At 71.0% G+C, this 26,502-nt stretch carries 27 protein-coding genes; 5 read left to right on the plus strand and 22 right to left on the minus strand.

What is annotated here, in order from left to right; all coding sequences use genetic code 11:
* Positions 1-16: 16 nt before the first annotated feature.
* The 4 genes from AC4BGB_RS05930 to AC4BGB_RS05945 all read right to left on the minus strand — a co-directional run bounded on the left by AC4BGB_RS05930 (position 17) and on the right by AC4BGB_RS05945 (position 3,572).
* A complete protein-coding gene (locus AC4BGB_RS05930; RefSeq protein WP_490545624.1) occupies positions 17-979 on the minus strand; it encodes a type IV toxin-antitoxin system AbiEi family antitoxin in 963 nt (320 codons plus the stop codon).
* Between the two features lie 136 nt (positions 980-1,115).
* The gene (locus AC4BGB_RS05935) at positions 1,116-1,892 is read right to left on the minus strand and encodes an isoprenyl transferase (RefSeq protein ID WP_490545625.1); all 777 of its coding nucleotides are present in this window, start codon (positions 1,890-1,892) and stop codon (positions 1,116-1,118) included.
* A gap of 3 nt (positions 1,893-1,895) precedes the next feature.
* The gene (gene recO, locus AC4BGB_RS05940) at positions 1,896-2,627 is read right to left on the minus strand and encodes a DNA repair protein RecO (protein WP_490545627.1); all 732 of its coding nucleotides are present in this window, start codon (positions 2,625-2,627) and stop codon (positions 1,896-1,898) included.
* A 96-nt stretch (positions 2,628-2,723) separates the two neighbouring features.
* The gene (locus tag AC4BGB_RS05945) at positions 2,724-3,572 is read right to left on the minus strand and encodes an alpha/beta fold hydrolase (RefSeq protein ID WP_490545629.1); all 849 of its coding nucleotides are present in this window, start codon (positions 3,570-3,572) and stop codon (positions 2,724-2,726) included.
* Positions 3,573-3,654: 82 nt separating this feature from the next.
* Here AC4BGB_RS05945 and AC4BGB_RS05950 point away from each other — a divergent pair, with 82 nt between their 5' ends.
* Entirely contained in the window at positions 3,655-6,459 is a 2,805-nt protein-coding gene (locus tag AC4BGB_RS05950) for an ATP-binding protein (RefSeq protein ID WP_490545631.1), read from the plus strand.
* Positions 6,460-6,462: 3 nt separating this feature from the next.
* Here the strand turns inward: AC4BGB_RS05950 and AC4BGB_RS05955 are convergent, their stop codons facing one another.
* From AC4BGB_RS05955 to leuA, 4 genes are all read right to left on the minus strand, one after another.
* Positions 6,463-6,711 (minus strand): helix-turn-helix transcriptional regulator, encoded by a 249-nt coding sequence (locus AC4BGB_RS05955; protein ID WP_490545633.1) that lies wholly within the window; start codon positions 6,709-6,711, stop codon positions 6,463-6,465.
* The gene (locus tag AC4BGB_RS05960) at positions 6,708-7,580 is read right to left on the minus strand and encodes an ABC transporter permease (RefSeq protein WP_490545635.1); all 873 of its coding nucleotides are present in this window, start codon (positions 7,578-7,580) and stop codon (positions 6,708-6,710) included. Before AC4BGB_RS05960 ends, AC4BGB_RS05955 begins: the two co-directional genes overlap by 4 nt.
* On the minus strand, positions 7,577-8,506 hold the full coding sequence (locus tag AC4BGB_RS05965) for an ABC transporter ATP-binding protein (protein ID WP_490545637.1): 930 nt from the start codon (positions 8,504-8,506) through the stop codon (positions 7,577-7,579). The genes AC4BGB_RS05960 and AC4BGB_RS05965 overlap by 4 nt, the downstream gene beginning before the upstream one ends.
* Before the next feature lie 66 nt (positions 8,507-8,572).
* Complete coding sequence (leuA, locus tag AC4BGB_RS05970) at positions 8,573-10,297, minus strand: 2-isopropylmalate synthase (RefSeq protein ID WP_490545639.1); 1,725 nt, start codon at positions 10,295-10,297, stop codon at positions 8,573-8,575.
* A 215-nt stretch (positions 10,298-10,512) separates the two neighbouring features.
* Here leuA and AC4BGB_RS05975 point away from each other — a divergent pair, with 215 nt between their 5' ends.
* Both AC4BGB_RS05975 and AC4BGB_RS05980 read left to right on the plus strand, forming a co-directional pair.
* Positions 10,513-11,019, plus strand: a complete 507-nt coding sequence (locus AC4BGB_RS05975) for a flavodoxin family protein (RefSeq protein ID WP_490545641.1) — start codon at positions 10,513-10,515, stop codon at positions 11,017-11,019.
* Positions 11,020-11,067: 48 nt separating this feature from the next.
* Positions 11,068-11,871, plus strand: a complete 804-nt coding sequence (locus tag AC4BGB_RS05980; protein WP_490545643.1) for a septum formation family protein — start codon at positions 11,068-11,070, stop codon at positions 11,869-11,871.
* Positions 11,872-11,888: 17 nt separating this feature from the next.
* Here AC4BGB_RS05980 and hisF read toward each other — a convergent pair whose 3' ends face one another.
* The 8 genes from hisF to AC4BGB_RS06020 all read right to left on the minus strand — a co-directional run bounded on the left by hisF (position 11,889) and on the right by AC4BGB_RS06020 (position 18,064).
* Positions 11,889-12,665 carry an imidazole glycerol phosphate synthase subunit HisF gene (gene hisF / locus AC4BGB_RS05985; RefSeq protein ID WP_490545645.1) on the minus strand — a complete coding sequence of 259 codons (777 nt, stop codon included), beginning with the start codon at positions 12,663-12,665 and terminating at the stop codon, positions 11,889-11,891.
* Complete coding sequence (gene priA, locus AC4BGB_RS05990; protein WP_490545647.1) at positions 12,662-13,453, minus strand: bifunctional 1-(5-phosphoribosyl)-5-((5-phosphoribosylamino)methylideneamino)imidazole-4-carboxamide isomerase/phosphoribosylanthranilate isomerase PriA; 792 nt, start codon at positions 13,451-13,453, stop codon at positions 12,662-12,664. Before priA ends, hisF begins: the two co-directional genes overlap by 4 nt.
* Before the next feature lie 17 nt (positions 13,454-13,470).
* Positions 13,471-13,800: a hypothetical protein gene (locus AC4BGB_RS05995; protein WP_490545649.1), complete on the minus strand. Its 330-nt coding sequence runs from the start codon at positions 13,798-13,800 to the stop codon at positions 13,471-13,473.
* 43 nt (positions 13,801-13,843) lie between these two features.
* Complete coding sequence (gene hisH, locus AC4BGB_RS06000) at positions 13,844-14,482, minus strand: imidazole glycerol phosphate synthase subunit HisH (protein WP_490545651.1); 639 nt, start codon at positions 14,480-14,482, stop codon at positions 13,844-13,846.
* A gap of 47 nt (positions 14,483-14,529) precedes the next feature.
* On the minus strand, positions 14,530-15,141 hold the full coding sequence (gene hisB / locus AC4BGB_RS06005) for an imidazoleglycerol-phosphate dehydratase HisB (RefSeq protein WP_490545652.1): 612 nt from the start codon (positions 15,139-15,141) through the stop codon (positions 14,530-14,532).
* Positions 15,138-16,265 carry a histidinol-phosphate transaminase gene (locus tag AC4BGB_RS06010; protein WP_490545654.1) on the minus strand — a complete coding sequence of 376 codons (1,128 nt, stop codon included), beginning with the start codon at positions 16,263-16,265 and terminating at the stop codon, positions 15,138-15,140. Before AC4BGB_RS06010 ends, hisB begins: the two co-directional genes overlap by 4 nt.
* Entirely contained in the window at positions 16,262-17,584 is a 1,323-nt protein-coding gene (gene hisD / locus AC4BGB_RS06015; RefSeq protein ID WP_490545656.1) for a histidinol dehydrogenase, read from the minus strand. Before hisD ends, AC4BGB_RS06010 begins: the two co-directional genes overlap by 4 nt.
* Before the next feature lie 90 nt (positions 17,585-17,674).
* The gene (locus tag AC4BGB_RS06020) at positions 17,675-18,064 is read right to left on the minus strand and encodes an ankyrin repeat domain-containing protein (protein WP_490545657.1); all 390 of its coding nucleotides are present in this window, start codon (positions 18,062-18,064) and stop codon (positions 17,675-17,677) included.
* Between the two features lie 72 nt (positions 18,065-18,136).
* Between AC4BGB_RS06020 and AC4BGB_RS06025 the strand changes: the two genes are divergently transcribed.
* Together AC4BGB_RS06025 and ybaK are read left to right on the plus strand one after the other, a co-directional pair.
* Positions 18,137-18,796: an LON peptidase substrate-binding domain-containing protein gene (locus AC4BGB_RS06025; RefSeq protein ID WP_490546789.1), complete on the plus strand. Its 660-nt coding sequence runs from the start codon at positions 18,137-18,139 to the stop codon at positions 18,794-18,796.
* On the plus strand, positions 18,796-19,296 hold the full coding sequence (gene ybaK / locus AC4BGB_RS06030; protein WP_490546790.1) for a Cys-tRNA(Pro) deacylase: 501 nt from the start codon (positions 18,796-18,798) through the stop codon (positions 19,294-19,296). Before AC4BGB_RS06025 ends, ybaK begins: the two co-directional genes overlap by 1 nt.
* Positions 19,297-19,327: 31 nt before the next feature.
* Here the strand turns inward: ybaK and AC4BGB_RS06035 are convergent, their stop codons facing one another.
* From AC4BGB_RS06035 to lspA, 6 genes are all read right to left on the minus strand, one after another.
* Positions 19,328-19,750 carry a DUF1810 domain-containing protein gene (locus AC4BGB_RS06035; RefSeq protein WP_490545659.1) on the minus strand — a complete coding sequence of 141 codons (423 nt, stop codon included), beginning with the start codon at positions 19,748-19,750 and terminating at the stop codon, positions 19,328-19,330.
* A gap of 62 nt (positions 19,751-19,812) precedes the next feature.
* Complete coding sequence (locus tag AC4BGB_RS06040) at positions 19,813-20,427, minus strand: hypothetical protein (protein WP_490545661.1); 615 nt, start codon at positions 20,425-20,427, stop codon at positions 19,813-19,815.
* Complete coding sequence (dnaE, locus tag AC4BGB_RS06045; protein WP_490545663.1) at positions 20,424-23,963, minus strand: DNA polymerase III subunit alpha; 3,540 nt, start codon at positions 23,961-23,963, stop codon at positions 20,424-20,426. The genes AC4BGB_RS06040 and dnaE overlap by 4 nt, the downstream gene beginning before the upstream one ends.
* Positions 23,964-24,110: 147 nt before the next feature.
* On the minus strand, positions 24,111-24,995 hold the full coding sequence (locus AC4BGB_RS06050; RefSeq protein ID WP_490545664.1) for a GNAT family N-acetyltransferase: 885 nt from the start codon (positions 24,993-24,995) through the stop codon (positions 24,111-24,113).
* Complete coding sequence (locus AC4BGB_RS06055; RefSeq protein WP_490545666.1) at positions 24,985-25,926, minus strand: RluA family pseudouridine synthase; 942 nt, start codon at positions 25,924-25,926, stop codon at positions 24,985-24,987. Before AC4BGB_RS06055 ends, AC4BGB_RS06050 begins: the two co-directional genes overlap by 11 nt.
* On the minus strand, positions 25,923-26,489 hold the full coding sequence (gene lspA / locus AC4BGB_RS06060; RefSeq protein ID WP_490545668.1) for a signal peptidase II: 567 nt from the start codon (positions 26,487-26,489) through the stop codon (positions 25,923-25,925). The genes AC4BGB_RS06055 and lspA overlap by 4 nt, the downstream gene beginning before the upstream one ends.
* Between the last annotated feature and the right edge of the window lie 13 nt (positions 26,490-26,502).

A 26,502-nucleotide genomic window follows, 5' to 3' on the forward strand; every position in this document is an offset into this window, starting at 1 on the left:
CGTCCGGCGTTGGCCTTCACAGCCGACGCCGCGCCCGCCGTACGCCGTCGAGCAGGATGCTCTCGATGTCGCGGTCGTTTCCGAAGACGTTCTCCTTGGTCACCGGCTCGATGATCCAGCCTCGTTCCTCGCGCAGCCAGGTACGTCGCTTGAGATCACGCTCGCGCTGCTCCGGTGTACGTCGATGCCACTCCTCCCCGTCGTACTCGGCAGCGAAGCGGAGCTGCTCGACCCCGAGGTCCAGCCAGTAGGAGAACCGGCCCGGGCGAGTGATCTCGATCTGTAGGTCGGGCCGCGGCAGGATGAGGAGGTCGAGCCAACGGAGCCGGAGAATCGACTCACCGGGCGACTCCGCACGTCCGTCGGCCAGCGGGGCGAACCCACGCAGCTGACGCACGCCGCGCATCCCGCGGAACACCTCCACCGCCTCGCACAGCTCCTCCCGGGTGAATGCGCCGAGGCGCAGCATCGCGTCCAGCGCCGCGAACGCCCGATCTCGCGGCAGGAGCCGACCGAGGTCGCAGGCCGTGCGCAGCGGCGTCGTCACCTGCAGGCCGAGAATTTCCACGATGTCCTCGGGCCGGAGGGTTCTCTGGCCGCTCGCGCTGAGGTCGTTGCGCAGGCGAGCACCCGTGCGGTTCACGAAGATCGACACGGCCGGGACGGCCAGGTGGTCGCCGGGCGCGAGCACCATGGGTGCGCCGAGCAGCCAGCCGGCGGTCCGGTCGGTCACCACGGCATCGGGCGGGACCACCAGCCGCAGCGCCGCCGCACGCAGCTCGAGGGAGTCGGGCACCTGCATGGCGACGTACACGCCCTTGACCAGTCGTCGCAGATACCCCTCCGCGCACAGCACGCTCAGCTCGGATGAGCAGATCCCCGCGCTGCGCGCGTCCGCAGCGGTGAACGGTCGCTCTAGCGGCAGCGGGAAGCGCTCGTCGAGAAGCACGGCACCTGGTGCGAGGAACGGTCTCATCATGACCTGAGCCTCGACCGAAACGGCGGAGGCTGGTTCCTGTTGTCCACAGGCCACCCCAGCCGGCTTTCAGATGCGACGTCTCGGCGGGGTTTCGGGTTTCAGATGGGACGTCTCGGCGGGAGGGCGAGGGCGGGGGTCAGGCGGTGCCGTAGCGGCGGTTGCGGGTGGCGTAGGTCTCGATGGCGGACCAGAGGTGGCGGCGGTCGATGTCGGGCCAGAGGACGTCGCTGAAGACCATCTCGGAGTACGCCGCCTGCCACAGCATGAAGTTGGACAGGCGCTGCTCGCCGGAGGTCCGCCAGACCATGTCGGCGTCGGGCAGCTCGGGGACGTAGAGGTACTTGGCGAAGGTGCGCTCGTCGATCCGCTCGGGGTTCAGCCGCCCGGACGCCACGTCACGGCCCATCGCCGCGGCCGCGTCGGCGAGCTCGGCGCGACCGCCGTAGTTGACGCACATCGTCAAGGTGAGCACGTCGTTGTCCCGGGTGAGGTCCTCGGCGACCTGGAGCTCCTTGATCACCGAGCGCCACAGCCGCGGGCGGCGACCGGCCCAACGCACGCGTACGCCGAGCTCGTGCATCTCGTCGCGCCGGCGGCGGATCACGTCGCGGTTGAAGCCCATCAGGAACTTCACCTCATCGGCCGACCTCGACCAGTTCTCGGTCGAGAACGCGTAGGCGGAGATGGCCTTCACGCCGATCTCGATCGCCCCCTCGACCACGTCGAACAGCGAGGACTCCCCCTGCTCGTGGCCGGCCGTGCGCGGCAGCCCACGCTGCTTGGCCCACCGGCCGTTGCCGTCCATGATGATCGCCACGTGGCCGGGGACCTGGTCCAGCGGGATCGCGGGCGCGGTGGCACCGGAGGGGTGGGGTGTCGGTGGGCGCACGGAGCGCCGCGGGGACCTGCGCACGGCTCATCCCTCGCTGACGTAGGGCATCGAGCGCAGGCCACGTTCGAGGTGCCAGGCCACGAACGCCGACACCAGCCCGCGGGCCTCGCGACGGTTGCGCTGCTGGGCCCCGTCGACGACCGCCCAGTCGCCGGCCAGGAGCGCGCCGAGCAGCAGCAGGGTCTCCGGCGCCGGGCTGGCAGAGCCGGGCACCCGGCAGTCCGGGCACAGGGTGCCGCCGGCCGCGGGGCTGAACGCGCGGTGCGGCCCCTCGAGCCCGCAGTTGGCGCAGCCCGCGAACGACGGCGCGTAGCCGGCCACCGAGAGCGACCTCAGCAGGAAGGAGTCGAGCACGTCACCGGAGCGGTGCTCGCCGGCCGTCATCGCCCGCAGCGCCCCGACGAGCAGGAGGTACTGCTGCACCGAGGGCTGGCGCTCCTCCGAGACGAGGCGCTCGGCGGTCTCGACCATCACGCTCGCGGCGGTGTAGCGGTCGTAGTCGGCCGAGATGGCGTTGCCGTACGGCGACCGCGTCTCGGCCTGGGTGATCGTGTCGAGGTTGCGGCCCACGGCGAGCTGCAGGTCGACATGGGTGAACGGCTCGAGCCGCGACCCGAACCGGGAGGAGGTCCGGCGTACTCCCTTGGCGACCGCACGGACGACGCCGTGCTCGCGGGTGAGCAGCGTGATGATCCGGTCGGCCTCTGCGAGCTTGTGCGTGCGCAGCACGATGGCTTCGTCGCTGTACAGGGGCATGGGGCCATTGTCCCCTGCCGCGCGGACAACCGAGAACGACCCGCCGCCCGGCTCGCACAAGGCCCCGGCACTGCCCGTCCAGGGCCGGCAGAGGGCTCAGCCGCGGAGCCTGCGGGCGCTGGCCTGCTCGTCGAAGCACCGCTCCACGAACCCGGCGGCGATCTGGTTCAGCCGCTGGGGCCGCAGCCGCCACTCCAGGATGTTGTGCGCCTCGACGAAGGTGGAGTCGGGGAGCTCCTCGGCCAGCATCGCGGCGTCGGCCGCCGGGTGCACCGGGTCGCGTCGGTGCCCCACCACGAGGGCCGGGGTCTCGATGCTCCTGCGCATCCGTGAGGAGGGCGCGATCCGGCCGAAGAAGATCCCGTGGATGGCCGCGGCCATCGGTGCGGGCCGCTGGTCGAGGGTGTCCAGCACGATCCCGGTCCAGAAGGGTACGACGCCGCGGGGCACGGCCCGGGTGACCAGGCGTACGCCGGCCACGGTCGCCGGCATGAAGCGCGAGAGGAACAGCAGCGGCGCGAAGGTGAGCATGCCGGCCTCGAGGGCGTTGTCGAGCACCGGCATCTCCAGCAGCAGCCCGCGCACGCGCTCGGGGGCGAGCACCGCTGCCTCGAGGGAGGAGTTCGCGCCCAGCGACGTGCCGCCGATGACGGCGCTCTCGATCCCGCGGTCGTCGAGGAGCGCGATGATCTGCTCCCCGAATGCGGTCATGGAGTACTCCAGCGGGTCCTCGGGGCGGTCCGAGCGCCCGTGGCCGAGCAGGTCGACGGTCAGCACGTGCGCCCCCTGCGCCGCCAGGTGGCGGGCGAGCGGCTGGTGCATCCGCCTCGGCATCAGCTGGCCGTGCACCAGGACGACCCAGCGCTCGCCGCTGCCGTACTCGGTGTACTCGAGCCGGTGACCGTCGTGGAAGAACTGCCCGATCCGCTCCGAAACCAAGGTCATGGCGCCACTTTGGCACGCGTGTGCCACACGGCGTACGACCGCACGCAACGAGGGTTCGCAAAACCCATCAAAACGTCTCGCCATGCGGGACAATCGGGCGGTGCGGAGAGGATGGCTGACCTCAGGGGGCCTGCTGGTCGGGTGCCTGGTGGTCGCTGCCTACCTCGCCGGCATCAGCGCCCTCGCACTCGCGGAGCGCTCCGACAGCACTGCGGCCTGGTGGCCCGCCGCCGGGATCGGCGTCGTCGCGATGATGCTGGCCCCTCGGCGGCAGTGGCCGGTCGTCCTCACCGGGCTGTTCCTGGCCTACACCCTGGCCAACCTCACCCTGGGCCGGTCCCTGCTGGTCGCGACGCTGATCGGGGTGGTGGACCTCGCCGAGACCGTGGTGGTGGTGCTGCTGCTGCTCGCCCACGTCGGTCGCCAGATGCGCGACGTGCTGGACGTGTGGAAGCTGTTCCTGATCGCCGGCACCGGCGGGCTCGTCGCCGCCGTGGGCATCGCGGCGGTCCTGACGGCCTTCCTCGACCAGCCGTTCTGGCCGACTGCGAGCCTGATCCTGCCCTCGCACGCCGCGTCGTTGATGCTCATCGCCCCCCTGGCGCTGCTCGGGCGCGGCGGTTCACGGCCGCGGGGGTCCACGTCGTACGTCGAGCTCGCGGCGCAGGTGCTGCTCCTGGTCACGGCCACGCTGATCACCTTCAGCGACGCCCAGCTGACCCTGGGCTTCGCGCCGCTGCCGGTGATCGTGTGGGCCGCGGTGCGGTTCTCCCCGCGCGTGGTGGTGATCGAGCAGGTCTCCTACGCCACGGTCGTGACCCTGTTCACCACGTTCGGGTGGGGACCCTTCTCACCGGAGAACAGCGCCAACGCCAGCAACAGCACCCAGCACGCGCAGCTGTACCTGATCTGCCTCGTCCTGGTCGGGCTGCCCCTGGTCCAGGCGATGCGGCAGCGCGACGAGGCGATGACCCAGGTGCTGGCGAGCGAGCGCACCTTCCGGCGCAACTTCACCGAGTCCCGGGTCCCGGTGGCGATCATCCGCCGGGAGGGCGACGACCTGTTCTTCCGCGAGTGCAACGAGGCCACCAGCGGCCTCCTCGGGCTGTCCTCGGCGGACATCGCCGGCACCCGGCTGACCGACCTGCTCACCGCTCCCGAGCTCGACACCGCGGCTCGCCGGATCGTCGACGGAGAGGCGGCCGGCTGGTCGGGCCCGATCGGGGTGGTGGGGTCGCCGCGCACCCGCCTGGACGCCACCTTGTCCCTGATCGAGCAGCGCGAGGGCGGCTCCCTGTTCTCCCTCAACCTCGTCGACGTCACCGCCCCGCACGAGATGGCCGAACGGCTCGAGGCGGAGCGCAACTACACCCGCGCGGTCATCGACACCGCCAGCAGCATGATCCTGCTGACGCGCATCGACGGCTCGGTGATCGCGGCGAACCCGGCCACCTGCCGGCTCACCGGCTACACCGAGGAGGAGCTCATCGGTCTCCCGATGTGGGAGCTGCTGATGTCAGGCCAGCAGCGCGACGGTGCCGTGGCCCTGTTCGCCCGGCAGCGCCTGCCGATGACGGGCGAGGCACAGCTGCGCACCAAGGACGGCCGCCGGATGGCGGTGATCTTCTCCAGCGCCACGCACCGCGCCAGCGCCGACGCACCGGTGACGATCGTGATCTCCGCGACCGACGTGACCGACGCCAGGCAGAACGCGGGCATGGTGAACCACCTGCTCCGCTCGGCGCGGACCATCGCCTTCGTCGGCACCGACCTCAAGGGCCGGATCACCCTGTTCAACACCGGCGCCGAGCAGATGCTCGGCATCGACGCGGACTCGGCGAACGGACGGGAGCTCGTCGAGTTCCTCTCTCCGGAGGATCTGGCCCCCTACTCCTCGCGGGAGGACGGCACCAGCACCTTCCAGGCCATCGTGGGCCACTCCGCAGGCGACCTCGCCCCCGAGACCCGCGACTGGACGTGGCTGCCGGCCGGGCGGGCTCCGCTGCGGGTCTCGATGACGACGAACCCGGTCACCGACACGTTCGGCGACCTCTTCGGCTACCTGTTCGTGGCCAGCGACATCACCGACACCCGCCGCAGCCAGGACATCCTGGTCCGGGCGCTGCAACGCGAGCGGGACGTGGTCACCCGGCTCAAGGACCTCGACAACGTCAAGGACGACTTCGTGACCACGGTCAGCCACGAGCTGCGCACCCCGATGAGCAGCATCATCGGCAGCGCCGAGATGCTCGCCGACGGGATGGTCGGCGAGCTCAGCCCCGACCAGCTCAGGATGGTCGAGGTGATCACCCGCAACGGGGACCGGCTGCTCTCCCTGGCCGACGACCTGCTGCTGCTCGCCACCTTCGACCAGAGCGCGCCGCCCGACCAGACCGGGGACGTGGACCTGCGCGACGTGGTCCACGAGAGCGCGAGCGCCGTCTCGACCGTGCTCGCCACCCGCAGGCTGGACGTGAGCTTCGTGCTCCCCGAGGAGCAGGTGCTCGTCCGCGGCGACTCCAGCCACCTCGAGCGCGCGCTGACCAACCTGCTCACCAACGCGGTGAAGTTCACCCCCGACGGCGGCAAGATCACCGTCGAGGCCCACGAGAACCTCCGCGCACGCGTCGCCGTGCTGACCGTCACCGACACCGGCCTCGGCATCCCGGCCGCGGACCTCGAGCACGTCTTCGGCCGGTTCTACCGCTCCGCGGACGCCCAGGAGCGGGCGATCCAGGGCTCCGGCCTCGGTCTCGCGATCGTGAAGACGATCGTGGAGAACCACGAGGGCCGCATCGACGTGCAGTCCGAGGCGGGCAGCGGCACCACGTTCACGGTGACACTGCCCCTGGTGCGGTCAACCGGCGCCGCGACCCCCACGGCCTGAACCTCAGGCCGTGTCCCGGCGGTCACTGAGCCGCGGGAACGGCCGGGTCGAGAAGATCACCTCGACCGGCACCCCGAAGAACTCCGCGATGCGCAGGGCGAGGTGCAACGACGGGTTGTACTCGCCCCGCTCCAGGTATCCCACGGTCTGGTAGTGCACCCCGAGTGCGTCGGCCAGGTCGCGCCGGCTCACACCCTGCTCGCTGCGCAGCAGGGCGATCCGGTTGTGGACCCCCTCGTTCGGAGGCGTCACTTGACCCATTGCACGGTGGCGGCGTGTGCTGCCTCGACCTGCGAGCCGGTCTGCTTTCGGGCCATCCTGCGCAGCACGATCGGCGTGACCACAGCCCCGACCACGGCCCAGGCGCCGAGGACGAGCACGGTCTCCAGCGTCCGCCAGGACTCGCCGATCTCGTAGGCAGCCGCCCCGTCCGGGAGGAACGCCGAGCGCATGCCGAGACCCATCCAGTACATCGGGAAGACCTGCGCCACGACCTGCACCCAGCCCCAGAGCTGCTGCACCGGGTAGAAGATCCCCGAGATCCCGGCGAGCGCCATGATCGGCAGCATCCCCCACATGCCCACCTTCTGCACGCCCGGCACCAGGGCACCGATCACCATCCCGATCGGCAGCGCGGCCAGCAGGCCCAGCACGATCACCCAGACCACCGTGAACCAGCCGCTGGGGTGCGCCATCAGGCCGTCGAACAGCAGGAAGCTCGGCACCAGGATCACCACCAGCTGGGGCACCAGGTTGATGCTCTGGAAGAGCATCTGGCCGCTGAAGTAGCCCACGAGCCCGTCGGGGATGGCACGGTGCCGGAGCAGGGTGCCATCCTCCTTCTCCATCGCCAGCGTGTACGCCGGCCCGATGACGACACCGAACGCGATCAGCGCCCCGAGCAGGCTGGGCAGCGCCACGGACGCGAACTCCACTCCGGGCGCGCCGGTCTCGGCGTTGCGACGCAGCCAGAGGTAGCCGACGGTGAGGCTCGCGGTGAACAGGTAGAACCACTGGTCCTGGGTGCTGCGGATGCTCTGCACGAACTCCATCAGCCCCCGGCGCAGGCCCAGCTTCACCGCGTGGGTCTTGCGTGAGGTGAAGGTGCTCGATCGGTTCATCGGGTCACCTCCACGAAGGCGTCCACGGCCGTCTCGGCGCTGCCGGACTCGTGCTGCTGGACCAGCGCCAGGTAGGCGTCCTCGAGGCTGGCCCGGCGCACCTCGAGGTCCTTGATGTCGTCGCCGTACTGGGCGAACAGCTCACGGACGAAGCGCGTGGGGTCCACGGCCGAGTGGACGAAGCGCTCGCCGTGCGTGGTCCACTTGATCTCGGCCTCTCCGGCCACCCTGAGCGCGAGTCCCTCGGCACTGTCGTCGGCGACGATGCGTCCACCCGCGAGGATCACCACACGGTCGGCCAGCTTCTCGGCCTCGTCGAGATCGTGCGTGGTCAGCAGGACGGTGGTGCTCTCGAGGTCGGTGAGGCGGTGCACCAGGTGATGGAAGTCGCGTCGGGCCTGGGGGTCGAAGCCGGCCGTGGGCTCGTCGAGGAAGAGCAGCTCCGGACGACCGATGATGCCCATCGCGACATCCAGCCTGCGACGCTGCCCGCCGGAGAGCGCACCGATCTTGCGGTCGGCGATCTCGGTCAGCCCGACGAGGTCGAGCAGCTCCTCGATCCCCCACGGCCGCTGCTGCTCCGGTGTCGAGAACGGCGCGTAGTACCCGCCGAGCTGAGTCAGCAGCCGACGTGGGGTCCAGCGGGGATGGTCGCGCCAGGACTGCAGCACCACTCCCGTGCGGGCCCGCCACGACTCCCCGGCGGTCGCCGGGTCCTCACCGAGCACCAGGACCTCGCCCGCGGAGCGGATCCGGAACCCCTCGAGGATCTCGATGGTGGTGGTCTTCCCGGCACCGTTGGGACCGAGCAGGCAGACCACCTCACCGGCGTGGACCTCGAAGTCCACGCCCGTCAGCACGTCGGTCTGCCCGTAGCGCATCTGCAGGCCACGCACCGACACCGCCGGAGCCTGCGTGTCGCGCATCACAACCATCGAATAAATGTAGTACTCCTACTACATCTGCAGCAAGGGTGTTACGCGAACGTCTCCTCAGGCGCGGTTGACCGCGGAGATCACGGCCTTCAGCGAGGCGGTGACGATGTTCGCGTCCACCCCGACACCCCAGAGCAGCTGGTCGCCGACGGCGCACTCGACGTACGCCGCCGCGAGGGCGTCGCCCCCCGAGGACAGCGCGTGCTCGGCGTAGTCGAGCACCCGCACGTCGAAGTTGTCGGGCAGCCCGTTGATCGCGTCCACGAACGCCGCGATCGGCCCGTTGCCCGACCCGTGCAGCTCCCGGATCTGGCCGTCGACGTAGACGTTGACGTCGAGCTGGTCCTTCTCACCCGCGGCCGAGGAGGTGTGCACCGAGTTCAGCTTCAGGGGCGTCTCCCGGTCGAGGTACTCGCTGCGGAACGCGTCCCAGATCGCGGCCGAGGTCATCTCGCCGCCCTCGCCGTCCGTCTGCTCCTGCACGACGCGGCTGAACTCGATCTGCAGGCGTCGCGGCAGGTCGAGCTTGTGCTCGGACTTCATCACGTAGGCGACACCGCCCTTGCCCGACTGGCTGTTCACCCGGATCACGGCCTCGTAGCTGCGGCCGACGTCCTTGGGGTCGATCGGCAGGTACGGCGCCTCCCAGGGGTGCTCGCCCACGGGGTGGCCGGCCTCCTCGGCCTCCTTCTCCAGCGCCTCGAGGCCCTTCTTGATGGCGTCCTGGTGGGAGCCGGAGAAGGCGGTGTAGACGAGGTCGCCCGCGTAGGGGTGGCGCGGGTGGACCGGCAGCTGGGTGCAGTACTCCACCGTGCGACGGATCTCGTCGATGTCGGAGAAGTCGATCTGGGGCTCGATGCCCTGGCTGAACAGGTTCATCCCCAGGGTCACCAGGCACACGTTGCCGGTGCGCTCGCCGTGGCCGAACAGGCAGCCCTCGACGCGGTCCGCGCCCGCCATCATGGCCAGCTCGGTCGCCGCGACCGCGGTACCGCGGTCGTTGTGCGGGTGCAGGCTGATCGTCGTGTGCTCGCGGCGGGTCAGCTGCCGGGAGAACCACTCGATCTGGTCGGCGTAGACGTTCGGGGTCGCGACCTCGATCGTGGCCGGCAGGTTCAGGATGATCTCGCGACCGTCCTCGGGCTGCCACACGTCGGAGACGGCCTCGCACACCTCGAGGGAGAACGGCAGCTCGGTGCTGGTGAAGATCTCCGGGGAGTACTCGTAGCCGATCACGGTCTTGGACAGGTTCTGCTCGGCGTACTTCATGAACAGCTCGGTGCCGCGCACCGCGATGTCCTTGACCTCGTCGGTGCTGGCGCGGAAGACCACGCGCCGGAACATCGGCGCCAGGGCGTTGTAGAGGTGGATGTTGGCGTGGTGCACACCCACCAGGGACTCGGTGGTGCGCTCGATCAGGTCCTCGCGGGCCTGGGTCAGCACCGAGATGGTGACGTCCTCGGGGACCTTGTCGCGCTCGATCAGCTGGCGCACGAAGGCGAAGTCGGTCTCGCTGGCCGAGGGGAAGCCGACCTCGATCTCCTTGTAGCCCATCTTGACCAGGAGGTCGAACATCTTGTGCTTGCGCTCAGGGGACATCGGGTCGATCAGGGCCTGGTTGCCGTCGCGCAGGTCGGTGGAGAGCCACCGGGGTGCCTGGGTGATCTGGGCCGAGGGCCAGGTCCGGTCGGGCAGGTCGATCGGGGGGAACGGCCGGTAGCGCTCGACGGGCATGCCACTGGCACGCTGGGTGTTGACGAATCCGGATTTCTGCAGGGTCATGAGTCTTCTCGCTTGCTGAAGTGACGGGCGCCGGGGACACACACACTCCGCCGCGAGGGGTCCGGCTCCGCTAGATGTGCGGGGTGACCTCGCGGCGGCACCGAAGAAGGCCGCCGAGTGGGCTGAGGAGTGCTGGAAGGCGCGTCATGACCTGTCCACCCTAGCAGCGGACCCGCGCCCCCGCTGCCGGCCCGGCACTTGGGAGACTCGGGCCCATGAGCCGCCTGCTGATCGTCCACCACTCCCCCACCGCGTCACTGCGCTCGCTCACCGAGGCCGTGGTCGCCGGCGCCCACGACGACGCGATCGAGGGCGTGGAGGTGGTGGTCACCGAGGCGCTGGACTTCGCCCGCGGCGCCGCGGGTGCCCGGGACCTCCTCGAGGCCGACGGCTACCTGCTCGGCACGACCGCGAACTTCGGCTACATGTCCGGCGCGCTCAAGCACGTCTTCGACTCGACCTTCCTGCAGATCGGTGGCGCCCTCTCCGAGGACGGCAGCGGTCAGGAGTCGGCCGGGACGACGGCCGGGCGGCCGTTCGGGCTCTACGTGCACGGCCGCTACGACACCACGGGCGCGGTGCGCTCGGTGCTCTCGATCACCGGGGCACTGGGCTGGCGGCGCGGGTACGACGTGCTCGAGGTGATGGGTGAGACGACCGGCGCGGACACCGCCTCGGCGTACGAGCTGGGCGGTACCATCGCGGCACTGCTCGCCCAGTGACTCTCGTCACGTGCTGGCCGAGGACCCGGAAGCCTGGAGGAACCGCACGTGCCTGGCCGTACCGCGTGGACCCGCGTCGCCGCCGGACTGCTGGCGCTGCTCCTCGCGGGCTCGCTCGCCGCCTGCTCGGCACCGTTGCGGCCCCAGACGGTCGCGGACCGGACCACGACCCCGAAGCTCGGGGCCTGCTACGTGCTCACCCCCGCCGACACCGAGAAGCCGAGCAACACCTCGGAGGAGGTCCCGTGCACCGAGCCGCACACCTCCCAGACCTTCGCCGTCGGCACGCTGCCGGAGTCGACCGGCAAGGCGTACGACGCGCCGGGGCACGGCACCTGGATCTACCCCACGTGTGAGCGTGCCTTCGAGCGCTTCCTCGGCGTCGACGAGAGCCTCGCGATGAGGATCCAGCTGAGCTGGGCCTGGTTCCGGCCCTCCGAACGCGGCTGGGACAAGGGCGCCCGCTGGTACCGCTGCGACCTGGTCGGCGGCCCGGCCGACGCCGAGAAGTACGCCGCCCTGCCCACCACGGCCAAGGGACTGTTCCGCGCGAAGCCCCCCGAGCAGTGGCTCCGCTGCGCGCTCGGAGACACGCTGGCGGGCTCGAAGAAGGTCAGCTGCAGCGAGAAGCACAACTGGCGCGCGGTCACCACGATCAAGCTGGGTCAGCCCCAGGACCCCTACCCCGGCGACCGGCTGGCCGAGGTGCGCTCACGCGACTTCTGCTCCGACTCGGTCGGCGCCTGGATGAACTACCCGGTCGAGTACGACTTCGGCTACACCCGGTTCCACGAGGCGGAGTGGAAGGCCGGGAACCGGCGCAGCATCTGCTGGGCCAAGACCGACCGCTGAACGGCCCCTGCGTCGGGTCAGCGGACCGGGTGCCCGGCCCGTTCCAGGGTCTGCTTCACCTCGGCGATCCGCAGGGTGCCGAAGTGGAACACCGTCGCCGCCAGCACGGCGTCCGCGCCCGCGTCCACCGCCGGGGGGAAGTGCTCGAGGGAACCCGCTCCCCCGCTCGCGATCACGGGGATCGACACCTCCCTGCGGATCAGGCGGAGCAGCTCGAGGTCGAAGCCGTCGCGGGTGCCGTCGGCGTCCATCGAGTTGAGCAGGATCTCGCCCGCGCCCAGCTCGGCCGCCCGGGCAGCCCACTCGATCGCGTCGAGACCGGCCGACTTCCGCCCGCCGTGGGTGGTCACCTCGAACCCCGAGTCGGTGCCGTCCGGCGACCCCGTGGGGACCCGTCGCGCGTCCACCGAGAGCACCAGAACCTGGTTGCCGAACCGGTCGGCGATCTCGGCGACCAGCTCGGGTCGCCGGATCGCCGCGGTGTTCACGGCGATCTTGTCCGCACCTGCTCGCAGCAGTCGGTCGACGTCCTCGACCGACCCGACTCCTCCGCCGACGGTCAGCGGGATGAACACCTGCTCGGCCGTGCGCGAGACGATCTCCATCGTGGTCGCGCGACCTTCGTGGGAGGCCGAGATGTCGAGGAACGTGAGCTCGTCGGCCCCCTCGGCGTCGTACACCTTGGCGAGCTCGACCGGGTCGCCGGCATCGCGGAGGTTCTGGAAGTTGATCCCCTTGACCACCCGTCCGCCGTCGACGTCCAGGCACGGGATCACGCGTACGGCGAGGCTCATGCCTGTCCGGACCCCGTCGTGCCCCGGGTGAGGTCGAGCGCCTCGGTCAGGGTGAACCGGCCCTCGTAGAGCGCGGTGCCGATGATCGCTCCCTCCACGCCGCCGGGCTGGTCCGCCGGCGTGACCAGGGCCATCAGGGCCTCGAGGTCGGCCAGCTCGGTGATGCCACCGGAGGCGACCACGGGACGGTCGGTGCGGGCACACACGCTGCGCAGCAGCTCGAGGTTCGGGCCCTGGAGCATCCCGTCCTTGTTCACGTCGGTGACCACGTAGCGCGCACAGCCCTGCTCGTCGAGGCGCTCGAGCACCTCGTAGAGGTTGCCGCCCTCACGGGTCCAGCCCCGGGCAGCGAGCGTCTCCCCGCGCACGTCGAGCCCGATCGCGATCCGGTCGCCGTACTTCTCGATGACGCGCGCGCACCAGTCGGGCGACTCCAGCGCAGCGGTGCCGATGTTCACGCGGCGGCAGCCCGCGGTCATGGCGGCCTCGAGGGAGTCGTCGTCGCGGATCCCGCCGCTCATCTCCACGTCGATGTCCAGGGTGCCGACGATCCTGGCGAGGAGCTCACGGTTGTGGCCCCGGCCGAAGGCGGCGTCGAGGTCGACGAGGTGGATCCACTCCGCCCCGGCGTCCTGCCAGCGCAGGGCGGCCTCGACGGGGTCGCCGAACCGCTTCTCGGAGCCGGCGACCCCCTGGACGAGCTGTACGGCGTTCCCGCCGGCGATGTCGACGGCTGGGAGCAGCTCGAGGTGGGTTCCCTGGCCGGTGGGGATGGGGGCGGCGGTCATTGGATGGTCTCCGGTTCTCAACGTCGGCGGAACAGCATGGTGTGCAGGACAGGGGCCGCGAGCAGGCTCACGATCAGGGCCATCGCCCGTGCGGGCCAGCCGGGGAAGAGCACCCAGACGACCACGTTCAGGACGAGCAGGAGGGCAATCGTGGCACCGGTCTCCCGGCGACGGCGGGCGGCCAGGATCCCGGTCGGACGCGAACGACGCCGGGGCAGCCGCGACGCGAAGGCGCGCTGACGAGCGGCACGGCGCTCACGGCGCTCGGCCTCGGAGGCGCGCGCGGCGGTCACGATCGCGGCCTCCTTCTCCCGGGCCTCGCGTCGCCGGGCGCGTTCCTTGCTCATCGGGGGCTCATCGCGGGCTCATCGGCGGCTCATCGTGCGGGCATCAGGACGTGCCGGGGCGGCGCAGGCTCCGCACCCAGTTCGCCAGGAGACGCGCACCGGCGTCGCCGGACTTCTCGGGGTGGAACTGGGTCGCGGTGAGCGGACCGTTCTCGACCGCGGCCACGAACCGGTCGCCACCGTGGGAGGCCCAGGTGACCAGCGGCGCCCGGGTGCGGCCGTTCGTGACCAGCGACCAGTCGCGGACACCGTAGGAGTGCACGAAGTAGAACCGCTCGTCCTCGATCCCGGCGAACAGCGTGGACCCGGCGGGCGGCTCCACGGTGTTCCACCCCATGTGGGGTACGACGGGCGCCTGCAGCCGCTCCACGACGCCGGGCCACTCGTCGCAGCCGGCGGTCTCGACGCCGTGCTCGACCCCGCGCTCGAAGAGGATCTGCATCCCGACGCAGATGCCGAGGACCGGTCGCCCGCCGGCCAGGCGGCGCCCGATGATCTCGTGGCCGAAGACGGCACGCAGCCCCTCCATGCACGCGGCGAAGGCGCCCACCCCCGGCACCACCAGTCCGTCGGCGGCCATCGCGGCGTCACGGTCCGCGGTCAGCGTGACCTCGGCACCGGCCCGCTCCAGGGCGCGCACGACCGAGCGCAGGTTGCCGGAGCCGTAGTCGAGGACCACCACCTTCGGGGCGGTGCCTGCGGTGTCCTCGGGGGTGGGGGCGTCGGTGCTCAGAGCGTTCCCTTCGTGGAGGGGACCCCGGTCTCGCGGGGGTCGTAGGCCACGGCGTCGCGCAGGGCGCGGGCGACCGCCTTGAACTGCGACTCGACGAGGTGGTGCGGGTCGCGTCCCGAGAGCACCCGCACGTGCAGGGCGATCTGGGCGTGGTGCGCGAGGGTCTCGAAGACGTGCCGGGTCAGCGAGCCGAGGTAGGCGTTGCCGATCGTGACGAACTGCTGGCCCTCGGGCTCGCCGAGGTGCACGCAGTATGGCCGGCCCGAGACGTCCACGGCGCACTGCACCAGGGCCTCGTCGAGCGGCACCAGCGAGTCGCCGAAGCGGCGGATGCCGGACTTGGGCCCGAGCGCGAGCAGCAGCGCGTCGCCGAGCGCGATCGCGGTGTCCTCGACGGTGTGGTGCGCGTCGATGTGGGTGTCGCCCTCGGTCTGGACGGTGAGGTCGAACAGGGCGTGACGCCCGAAGGCGGTGAGCATGTGGTCGTAGAACCCGACGCCGGTGGAGACGTCCGTGCGGCCGGACCCGTCGAGGTCGAGCTCGACGAGCACCTTCGACTCCTTGGTCTCCCGCTCGATGCGTGCGATCCGGTTCGTGCTCGGAGTCATGCTGTCACCTCTCTCATGGCGTCCTTGAACGCCTTCATCTCTGCTGGAGTGCCGATCGAGACCCGCAGCCAGCCCTCCGGTCCGGTCACCCGGATCAGCACGCCGCGGTCGAGCAGCTGCTGCCACACTGCCGCACGATCCGCGAACCGACCGAACAATACGAAGTTCGCGTCGCTCGGCGCGACCTCGTAGCCCTCGGCCAGCAGCCACTCCACGGTCCGGTCGCGCTCCTCGCGCAGCTCCGCGACCTTCCCGAGCAGCTCGTCGGCGTGGCGCAGGGCCGCGTTCGCCACCGCCTGGGTGACCGCCGAGAGGTGGTAGGGCAACCGCACCACCCGGAGCGCGTCGCACAGCTCCGGGGCGGCCGCGAGGTAGCCGAGCCGGGCCCCGGCCAGCGCGAAGGCCTTGCTCATCGTGCGGCTCACCATCAGGTTGCGGTGCTCGGGCAGCAGCTCCAGCGCCGAGGGGGTGCCGGCGCGCCGGAACTCGGCGTAGGCCTCGTCGATCACCACGACGCCGGGCACCGGCTGGTCCTCGGCCAGCTCGCAGAGCTCGCTGATCACCTCGTGCGGCAGCGCCGTCCCGGTCGGGTTGTTCGGGGACGGCAGCAGGATCACGCTGGGCTGGTGCTCGTCGATGAGCCGGCGGGCCTCGTCGAGGTCGAAGCTGAAGTCCTCGTGCCGGCGGCCGGCCACCCAGTTGGTCATCGCGTCGCGGGCGTACTCGGGATACATCGAGTACGTCGGCGCGAACGAGATCGCCGTACGCCCGGGGCCGCCGAAGGCCTGCAGGATCTGCAGCATCACCTCGTTGGAGCCGTTCGCGGCCCAGACCTGGGAGGGGGCGATCGTGGTCCCGGCCTCGAGGCTGAGGTACGCCGCCAGCCCGCTGCGCAGCTCGGTGAACTCGCGGTCGGGGTAGCGGTTGAGCGTGGCGGCGGCCAGGGTCACTGCCTCGGTGACGTCGTCGACGACAGCTTGGGAGGGACCGTAGGGGTTCTCGTTGACGTTGAGCTGCACCGGCACGTCGAGCTGGGGTGCGCCGTACGGCTCCACGCCCTGGAGCTCCTCACGCAGGGGCGGCCAGCTGGACGCTCCGACCGCTGCGTCCGGGGCGGGCCTCACCGGCGCCCGAAGCGCACGTTGACCGCGGCTCCGTGACCGGGGAGGTCCTCGGCGTCGGCGAGGGTGACGACGTGGTCGGCGACCTCGGCGAGCGCGTCGCGGGAGTACTCCACGACGTGCACCGCCCGCAGGAACGAGCGCACCGAGAGACCCGAGGAGTGGCAGGCGCAGCCGGCCGTGGGCAGCACGTGGTTGGAGCCGGCGCAGTAGTCGCCCAGCGACACCGGCGCCCACGGGCCCACGAAGACGGCGCCCGCGTTGCGCACCCGCGCGGCGACCGCCTCCGCGTCGGCGGTGTGGATCTCGGTGTGCTCGGCGGCGTAGGCGTTGATCACCTCGAGGCCCTGGGTGACGTCGTCGACCAGGACGATTCCCGACTGCACGCCGGACAGGGCGGTGCGCACGCGGTCGGTGTGGCGGGTCGCGGCCACCTGCTTGTCCAGCTCGACCTCGACCTCGTCGGCGAGCCGGGTCGAGTCGGTGACCAGCACCGAGGCGGCCATCGGGTCGTGCTCGGCCTGGCTGAGCAGGTCGGCGGCCACGAACGCCGCGTCGGCGGTGTCGTCGGCCAGGATGGCGATCTCGGTCGGCCCGGCCTCGGAGTCGATCCCCACGACGCCCTTGAGCAGCCGCTTGGCGCTGACGGTGTAGATGTTCCCCGGCCCGGTGACCAGGTCGACGCGGCGGCACGGGCCGGCGCCGTGGGCGAACATCGCGATCGCCTGGGCGCCGCCGACGGCGTACACCTCGTCGATGCCGAGGAGCTCGCAGGCGGCCATGATCGTCGGGTGCGGGAGCCCGGGGCCGTAGCTCTTGAACGGCGTCTTCTGCGGCGAGCTGCTCAGCGCGATGGAGCCGACCTCCGCGACCTGCGCGGGTACGACGTTCATCACCACGCTGGAGACCAGCGGGGCGACGCCGCCCGGCACGTAGAGGCCCACCCGGTCGACCGGGATCAGCCGCTGGATCACGCGGGCGCCCGGGCCGAGGTCGGTGACCACCTCGGTGCCGAGCTCGGCCAGGCAGGTGATCCTCAGACGACGCACGGACTCCTCGAGACCGGCGCGCACCTGGGGGTCGAGGTCGGCCAGTGCCTCGCGGAGCGCCTCACGCGGCACCCGGATGTCGGTCTGCGTGACGCCGTCGAACTGTGCGGCGTACTCCAGGATCGCCTCCACGCCCCGGTCGCGGACACCGTCGCAGATCGGGCGCACCACGTGCTGCGCGGCCTCGACGTCGAAGTCGGCGCGCGGCACCAGGGTGCGGTAGTCGGGAGCAGCGCCAGCGCTGCCGTCCCGGAGGTCGATCCGGCGTATCATGCCGCCCATTCTAGGTGGGCAGCCGAGGCGGCTCCGACCACGGCCCCGGAGCCGGACCGGGCGTGGCCCCACCGCTCCGGAGAGGCGGCGTCAGCGCCGCAGCAGCCCCAGCATCTCGGGGAGGTCGAAGAAGGTCGCGATGGCCACGGCCGACTTCGGGCCGAGGTCGGGGTCGGCACCGGCGTCGAGCAGATCGGTGACGATCTCGGCGCTCTGCCGGAACGCGGCCGCGGCGAGCGCGGTCTGCCCCATGTCGTTGACCCGGCTGTGGTCGGCGCCGCGAGCGATCAGCGCACGCACGACGTCGGGCTGCACGTGGTAGGCCGCGAGGATGAGCAGCGTGTCCCCCTTGCTGTTGGTCAGGTTGACCGGCACGCCCGCATCGAGGACCTCGGTGAGGCCGACCAGGTCACCGTTGCGGGCGTGGTCGAAGGCGGAGGTGACGAACGCCAGCTCCTCGGGGGTCAGTTCGTGGGACACGTCCGAAAACGTACCCCTCGGTGGCGGGAACCCCCGACGACGGGGGCTTGCCCCTAGATTGGCCTCGTGCCCATGGTCCCGCTCTTCCCCCTCAACGCGGTGGTCTTCCCCGGTGTCGCCACCCCGCTGCACATCTTCGAGGAGCGCTACCGCGTGCTGGTGCGCGAGCTGATCGAGGTCGAGGACGCCGCCGACCAGGTCTTCGGCATCCTCGCGATCCGCGAGGGCTACGAGGTGGGCGAGCACGGGATGCAGTCGGCCCACCGGGTCGGCACCCTGGTCCAGCTCACCGAGGTCGAGGCCTACGACGACGGCCGCTACGACATCGAGGTCGTCGGCCGGCAGCGGCTGCGGGTGCTCAACTCCGACAGCTCGGGACCGTTCCTGCGGGGCGAGATCGAGCTGATGCCGGACCAGGACGAGCCGGAGGCCGTCGTCGAGGCAGAGGCGGCGCGCTCGGCGTTCGAGTCCTACCGGCACCAGCTCTCGGACCTGCGCGGCGGCCCGGTGCTCACCGGCGAGCTCCCCACCGACCCGGCGTACCTCTCCTACGCGCTCGCGAGCACCTGCCTGCTCACCCTTCCGCAGCGGCAGGCGCTGCTGGAGGCCGACAGCGCCCAGGTGCGCCTGGGGATGATCCGGCGCACCCTGCACGAGGAGATGCGGGCGATGCGCGCCCTGCCCTCCCTGCCGGCCACCGAGGTCGCCCGGACCCGGTGGTCCCCCAACTGATGGCCCGGCGGTCCCCCGCCTCACGATCCGGCGGTACGCCGGCCACGGTGGCGCTCGAACGTGCCGGGGTGCCCTTCACGCTGCACCCCTACACCCACGACCGCGCGGCCACCTCCTACGGCCTGGAGGCCGCCGAGCAGCTGGGGCTGGACCCGGAGGCGGTGCTCAAGACGCTGGTGACCGAGGTCGACGGGCAGCTGACCGTCGCCGTGGTCCCGGTCTCGGGCCAGCTCGACCTCAAGGCGCTCGCAGCCGCGGTCGGCGGCAAGAAGGCCGCCCTGGCCGACCCCGCCGCCGCGGAGCGGACGACCGGCTACGTGGTCGGCGGGATCTCCCCCCTCGGCCAGCGCCGGCAGCTGCCCACCGTCGTGGACCGCTCCGCGCTCGACCGGCCGACCGTCTACGTCAGCGCAGGCAGGCGCGGCCTCGACCTCGGCCTGGCTCCCGCGGACCTGGTCGCCCTGCTGGACGCGACGGTGGCCGACATCGGGCGCCGCTGAGCCGTCGTACCCCCGCGTCACAAGGGACTGTTCAGCCGAGGAGCTCGAGGGTCCGGGGGTCCGGGGTGCCGTCGAAGAACCGCTCCAGCACCGCCGTGAAGACGGGCTCGTCGGGCTGCGCGCGGTCGAAGAGGGTCATCGAGGAGCGCAGCTTCATCGCGTCGGTGGACCCGAGCACGTCCTCGGCGCGGGTCTCCCCGGACTCCAGGAGTGCGGCGGCTGCCTCGCGGAGCCGGGGGCCGAGCAGCGGGTGCGCCAGGTAGGCGCGCGCCTCGGCCAGTCCCGAGACGGCGTACTGCTGCGCCGTGGCGCTGCGCCCCAGGCCGGCCACCTGCGGGAAGACGAACCACATCCAGTGGCTGGTCTTGCGCCCGCGGCGCAGCTCGGCCAGCGCCTGCTCGTAGGTGTTGCCGGAGTCCTGCGCCGTGACGAAACGCTCTAGGTCGAAGTCCATGCCTGCCGTCGTACCCAGCGAGGGGGTCACCCCAACCGAGGCCGGCCCTGTTCAGGCTCGTGCTAGTCGTACCCGTTCTGGCCGGCCCCGTTCTGGCCGGGGCTGTTCTGCTCGGGGGCGGGCTGCGGCCGGTCGGGGCGACGCAGCACCCACAGGTAGACCAGCGCACCCAGCGCCGTGGCGATCGGCCACGTCCAGGCCACTCCGGGGGCGTGCAGCTTGAGCTGCATCCTCACCTCGGCGCCGTCGGGGAGCCCCTTGAGCGCGGACAGCTCCCGTTCCGGGCCCAGGGCGAGGCCCACCTTGATCATCAGCCACGACGCCAGGCCTGCACCCAGGGTGACCAGCAGCACCATCAGCAGCGGGTCGCGCCGCCGCCAGGCGAGCAGCACCGCGCCGCTGACCACGCCGGCGACCGCCGCGATCACGAAGAACCACCCGTCGATGCCGGCCTGCTTGACCAGCTCCTCGGGCGCCAGGGTCGCTCCCGTCCCGGTCTTCACCACGGTCGGCAACGGGGTCACCTGCCACCACACGACCGCACCGAGAAGGCCGAGGACCGCGAACCACACCGCCACCACCAGCACGTCGGCGGCCACGCCCCGCCGGGTCGACGGCCTCCCGGCCGGGCCCGAGGTGAGCACCGGCTCCGAGTCGGGCGGCGAGGGATGGGTCATCCCAGGCACCCAGGTCCGAGCAGGTGCTTGAGGTCTCCGTAGAGCGCCGGCGAGGCGAAGACCCGCAGCCGGTCGTCGAGCTTGAGCACCCGGGTGCCGCTGCGCGAGACGAGCTTGAGACGTACCTCGGTCGTGCCCGGGTGCGTGTGCAGCACCTCCTTGAGCTGCTCCACCACCGGCGGGGTGCAGCGGGTGGAGGGCAGCGTGATCACCACCGGCCCGCCGCTCCCCCGGTCGTCCATCACCGGGGCGGAGACGGTCTTGCCGCGGAGCTCGGCCTGGTCCTTGCTGCGGTCCAGGCGGCCCTGCACGGTGACCACGGTGTCCTCGACGAGCAGGGTGCTTGCCAACTGGTAGTCGCTGGGGAACAGCAGCACGTCGATGGCACCCTCGAGGTCCTCGACGGTCACGATGGCCCAGGCGTTGCCGGTCTTGGTCATCTTGCGGGTCACCGAGGTGATCAGGCCGCAGATGGTCGCGAAGGACCCGTCGGGGCGGTCCTCGTCGGTGACGAGCTGGCCGATGGTGCAGTCGGCCGCCGCGGAGAGGACGTGCTCGAGCCCGGTCAGCGGGTGGTCGGAGACGTAGAGGCCGAGCATCTCCCGCTCGTGGCCGAGCAGGGTGCTCTTGTCCCACTCGTCCATGTGGTCGGGCACGACGACCTCGGTGCTCGCACCTCCGACCTCCTCGACGCCGAGCATCTCCATCAGCGAGCCCTGCCCGCCCTCGTCGTTGCGCTTCGCGTCGATGTACTTGTCGACCGCCTCCTCGTGGATCGCCACGATGGCGCGACGCTTGTGCTTCATGTCGTCGAACGCGCCGGCCCGGGCGAGCGAGTCGATCAGCCGCTTGTTGCACACCAGCACGGGGACCTTGGCCATGAAGTCGTTGAAGTCGACGTAGCGGCCCTTCTCCCGCCGCGCCTCGACGATCTGCTCGACGACGTTCCAGCCGACGTTGCGGATCGCGGTCAGGCCGAAGCGGATGTCGGTGCCGACCGGGGTGAAGTTGGCCTCCGACTCGTTCACGTCGGGCGGCAGCACCTTGATCTTCATCCGGCGGCACTCGTTGAGGTAGATCGCCATCTTGTCCTTGTCGTCCTTCACCGAGGTGAGGAGCGCGGACATGTACTCGGCCGGGTAGTTGGCCTTGAGGAACGCGGTCCAGTACGACACCAGGCCGTACGCCGCGGAGTGCGCCTTGTTGAACGCGTAGTCGGAGAACGGCAGCAGCGTGTCCCACAGCGCCTTGATCGCGGCGAAGGAGAACCCCCGCTCGGTCATGCCGGCGGAGAAGGTCGCGAACTGCTTGTCCAGCTCCTCCTTCTTCTTCTTGCCCATCGCCCGGCGCAGCAGGTCCGCCTGGCCGAGCGTGTAGCCCGCCAGCTGCTGGGCGATCGCCATCACCTGCTCCTGGTAGACGATCAGGCCGTAGGTCTCGCCCAGCACCTCCTCGAGTGCCTCGGCCAGCTCCGGGTGCAGCGGCTCGACCGGCTCGCGGCCGGTCTTGCGGCGGGCGTACTTGTTGTGCGAGTCCGCGCCCATCGGCCCGGGACGGTAGAGCGCGCCGACCGCGGAGATGTCCTCGAAGGTGTCGGGCTGCATGCTGCGCAGCAGCGCGCGCATCGGGCCGCCGTCGAGCTGGAAGACACCGAGGGTGTCGCCCTTCTGCATCAGCGCGTACGTCGCCGGGTCGGTGAGCTCGAGCTCCTCGAGCACGATCTTCTCGCCGCGGTTGGACTCGATGCTGATCAGGGCGTCGTCGAGGACCGTCAGGTTGCGCAACCCGAGGAAGTCCATCTTGATCAGGCCGAGCTTCTCGCAGGTCGGGTAGTCGAACTGCGTGATCTTGGCGCCGTCGGCGGGACGCCGCATCACGGGGATCACGTCGAGGAGCGGCTCGCTGGACATGATCACGCCTGCGGCGTGCACGCCCCACTGGCGCTTGAGGCCCTCGAGGCCGATCGCGGTGTCGACCACGGTCTTGACGTCCTGGTCGCCCTCGTAGAGCGCCCGGAACTCACCACCCTCGCCGAAGCGCTTGTGGGCCGGGTCGAAGATCTCCTTGAGCGGCACGTCCTTGCCCATCACCGAGGCGGGCATCGCCTTGGTGATCCGGTCGCCCATCGCGAAGGGGTAGCCCAGGATCCGCGAGGAGTCCTTGACCGCCTGCTTGGCCTTGATGGTGCCGTAGGTGACGATCATCGAGACCCGGTCGTCGCCGTACTTGTCGGAGACGTAGCGGATGACCTCGCCGCGGCGACGCTCGTCGAAGTCGATGTCGAAGTCGGGCATGGAGACGCGGTCGGGGTTGAGGAACCGCTCGAAGATCAGGCCGTGCACGATCGGGTCGAGGTCGGTGATCCGCATCGCGTAGGCCACCATCGACCCCGCGCCGGAGCCGCGGCCCGGCCCCACCCGGATGCCGTTGTCCTTGGCCCAGTTGATGAAGTCGGCGACGACGAGGAAGTAGCCCGGGAAGCCCATCGCGATGATCACGCCGACCTCGAAGTCGGCACGCTTGCGGACGTCGTCGGGGATGCCCTGGGGGTAGCGGAACCGGAGTCCCTTCTCCACCTCCTTGACCAGCCAGGAGTTCTCGTCCTCGCCCTCGGGGACCGGGAACCGGGGCATGTAGGTGCCGTTGCCCTCGGTGAACTCCACGTCGCAGCGCTCGGCGATCAGCAGCGTGTTGTCGCACGCCTCGGGCAGGCCGTTGCGCACCGCCCACAGGTCGCGCATCTCGGCCGGTGACTTGATGTAGTAGCCGTCGCCGTTGAACCGGAACCGCTTCGGGTCGCTCATCACGCTGCCCGAGGAGACGCAGAGCAGGTGCTCGTGGGAGGGCGCGTCGCGCTGGTGCACGTAGTGGGAGTCGTTGGTGGCGACCGGCGGGATCCCGAGGTCCTTGCTCAGCCGCAGGAGCCCGTCACGGACCCGGGTCTCGATGTCGAGACCGTGGTCCATCAGCTCGAGGAAGTAGTTGTCCTTGCCCAGGATGTCCTGGAAGTCCCCGGCGGCCTGGCGGGCCTTCTCGTAGTCCCCGATCCGCAGCCAGGTCTGCACCTCGCCCGAGGGGCACCCGGTCGTGGCGATCAGGCCGTCGGCGTACTCGGTGAGCAGCTCGCGGTCCGCGCGCGGCTGGTAGAAGAACCCCTCCATCGAGGCCCTGGAGGAGAGCCGGAACAGGTTGTGCATCCCCGCGGTGGTCTCGGCGAGGAGCGTCATGTGGGTGTAGGCGCCCGAGCCGGAGACGTCGTCGTTGCCGCCGTCGTTCCACCGCACCCGCTTCTTGTCGAAGCGCGAGGTGTTCGGGGTGAAGTAGGCCTCCATCCCGATGATGGGCTTGACCCCCGCCGAGCGCGCCTTGGACCAGAAGTCGTAGGCCCCGAACACGTTGCCGTGGTCGGTCATCGCGATGGCGTCCATGCCGAGCTCGGCCGTGCGCGCGAACATGTCGCCGAGCCGGGCGGCCCCGTCGAGCATGGAGTACTCGGTGTGGACGTGCAGGTGGACGAATCCATCTTTGCTCGACATGGAGCGCGATCAGCCCTTCCCGGAGCTCAGTCGTTCGATACCCGTCTTCAGCACGGGCGCGGCCAGTGGTCGGCGCCCGGTCGTGCGGGGAAGAAGGTCAGCGTACGTCAGCCTGACAGGCCCCCCTGACAGGACACGGGCGTCGGCTCATGGGGGTCCGGAGGCCTCCGGGGACCCGTCGTGAGACCCGTCACGGGACCCCTCGCCGGGCCGGTCACCGGGTCGGTCACCGGGTCGGTCACCGGGTCGGTCGGCGGCCTCCCAGGCGGCCAGGCTCTCCTCGATGATCGTGTGCATCACCCGGGCGATCCGGTCGGCCCCCAGCCCGGGCACGTGCCGGGCCATCCGGGCCACGATCTCGGCCTCGCGGCCGGCGTCACGGCCCTGCTCCCCCGCGGCCGCGCCACTGCTCAGCTTGTGGTCCTGCACCGCGGCCGTGAGCGCCGTACGCCGGGCCAGGAGCACGGCGAGCTCGTCGTCGACCAGGTCGATGCGGCCGCGCAGGTAGGCCAGCGGCTCCTCGCCCGGCCAGGCCATGGCCACGTCGGGAGTGCCGTCGGGGTAGCTGCTGCCGTCGGTGTGCTCGAGCTCGACCAGCCCGCGCCTGGCGTAGAAGGCCCGGGCGCGGGTGTTGGCCCGGTGCACCCTGAGCCCGAAGCCGCGCGGTCGCAGGCCCTTGACCAGGTCCAGGAGGGCGGCGCCCACGCCGGCCGCCGGGCGCTCGGGATGGACGTAGAGCAGGTCGATCCACTCGTCCTCGATCAGCACGAACCCGAGGAGGACCTCCTCACGTGCGGCGACCCACAGCTCCCGGCCGGGCAGGTCGAGCAGGGCCAGGAGCCAGGCACGGACCTCCTCCGCGGAGCGCACGTCCTCCGGCAGGCCGGGTCCGCCTGCGGAGGCCCGGTAGACCTCGCAGAGCTCGTCCAGGTCCTCGAGGTGTCCCGGACGCAGCGCGAAGTCCTCGAAGTCCTCGAGGTCGGCGTCGACGGCCTCCCCGGCCGGCTGCGCCGGCCGGTCCTCAGCGCTCATCGCGCAGGATGTCCAGGGCTTGCGCCAGGTCGTCGGGGTACGGCGAGGAGTAGTGCACCTGCTCCCCCGTGCCGGGGTGCTCGAAGCCGAGCCCGACCGCGTGCAGCCACTGCCGCTCCAGGCCGACCCGCTGGGCGAGCGTGGGGTCGGCGCCGTAGGTCAGGTCGGCGACGCACGGGTGCTTCAGGGCGGCCATGTGCACCCGGATCTGGTGGGTGCGGCCGGTCTCGAGGTGGACCTCCAGCAGGCTGGCGAACCGGTGCGCCTCGAGCGTGGAGTAGTGGGTGACGCTGTGCTTGCCGTCCTCGCGTACCGCGAACTTCCAGTCCGACTTGGTGTGCCGCCCGATGGGCGCGTCGATGGTGCCCTCGAGCGGGTCAGGGTGCCCCTGCACCAGGGCGTGGTAGGTCTTGTCGACCTGCCGGTGACGGAAGGCGTTCTTCAGCACCGAGTAGGCGCGCTCGCTCTTCGCGATCACCATCACCCCCGAGGTGCCGACGTCGAGGCGCTGCACGATCCCCTGCCGCTCGGGGGCACCGCTGGTGGCGATCTGGTAGCCGGCACCGCGCAGGTGCCCCACGACGGTCGGCCCGGTCCACCCCATCGAGGGGTGTACGGCGACCCCGACCGGCTTGTCGATGACCACGATCTCGTCGTCGTCGTGGATGATCCGGATCCCCTCGACCACCTCGGCGACCACGTCGAGGGGGTCCTCCTCGCGGGGGAAGGTCACCTCGAGCATCGTGCCGGGCACGAGCCGGTCGGACTTGGCGGCAGGGTGCCCGTCGAGCTGCACGAGGGCCTGGGCGACCAGCTCGGCCGCCTTGCTCCGGGAGATGCCGAACATGCGGGCGAGGGCCACGTCGACGCGCTCGCCGCCGAGCCCCTCGGGGACGTGGACGGTGCGATGCTCTCCACTCCGGGCGGTCATCGCTTCTTCTTCCGTGGTTCGTGGGGGATGCGGTTGCCGTCGAGGTCGATGCCGCGGACGAGCAGGATCACGAGCAGGACCCCGGCGGCGTTGATGCAGATGTCGGCGATGTTGAACACCGGCCAGTTGGGCAGCGCGAAGAAGTCGACCACGTGTCCGTGGAACGGGCCCGGGGCCCGGAACATCCGGTCGATGAGGTTGCCGACGACCCCTGCGAACAGGAGCCCGAGCGCGATCGCCCAGGGCCGGTACCTGACCCGCAGGAGGTAGTAGCCCACCACCACCGTCGCCACGATGGCCACACCCGTGATCACGGGCGTGAACGAGGCGCCGGCGCTGAAGGCGGCCCCCGGGTTGCGCACCAGTCGCAGCTGCAGGAACGAGCCCAGCACCTCCACCGGTGCCCGACCGGTCAGCTCCCGCACCGCGAGCTGCTTGGTGAGCAGGTCGGCGGCCAGGGCGATCACCGCGACGGCCAGGGCGAGACCGGTGGCCGAGCGGCCCGGACGGCCCGAGCCGCTGGGTGCATCGGACCCGTCAGAGCCGGTGGGTCCGGTGGGCATGGTGGGCGTGCGG

It is taken from the genome of Nocardioides sp. Z30_9 (assembly GCF_058215735.1).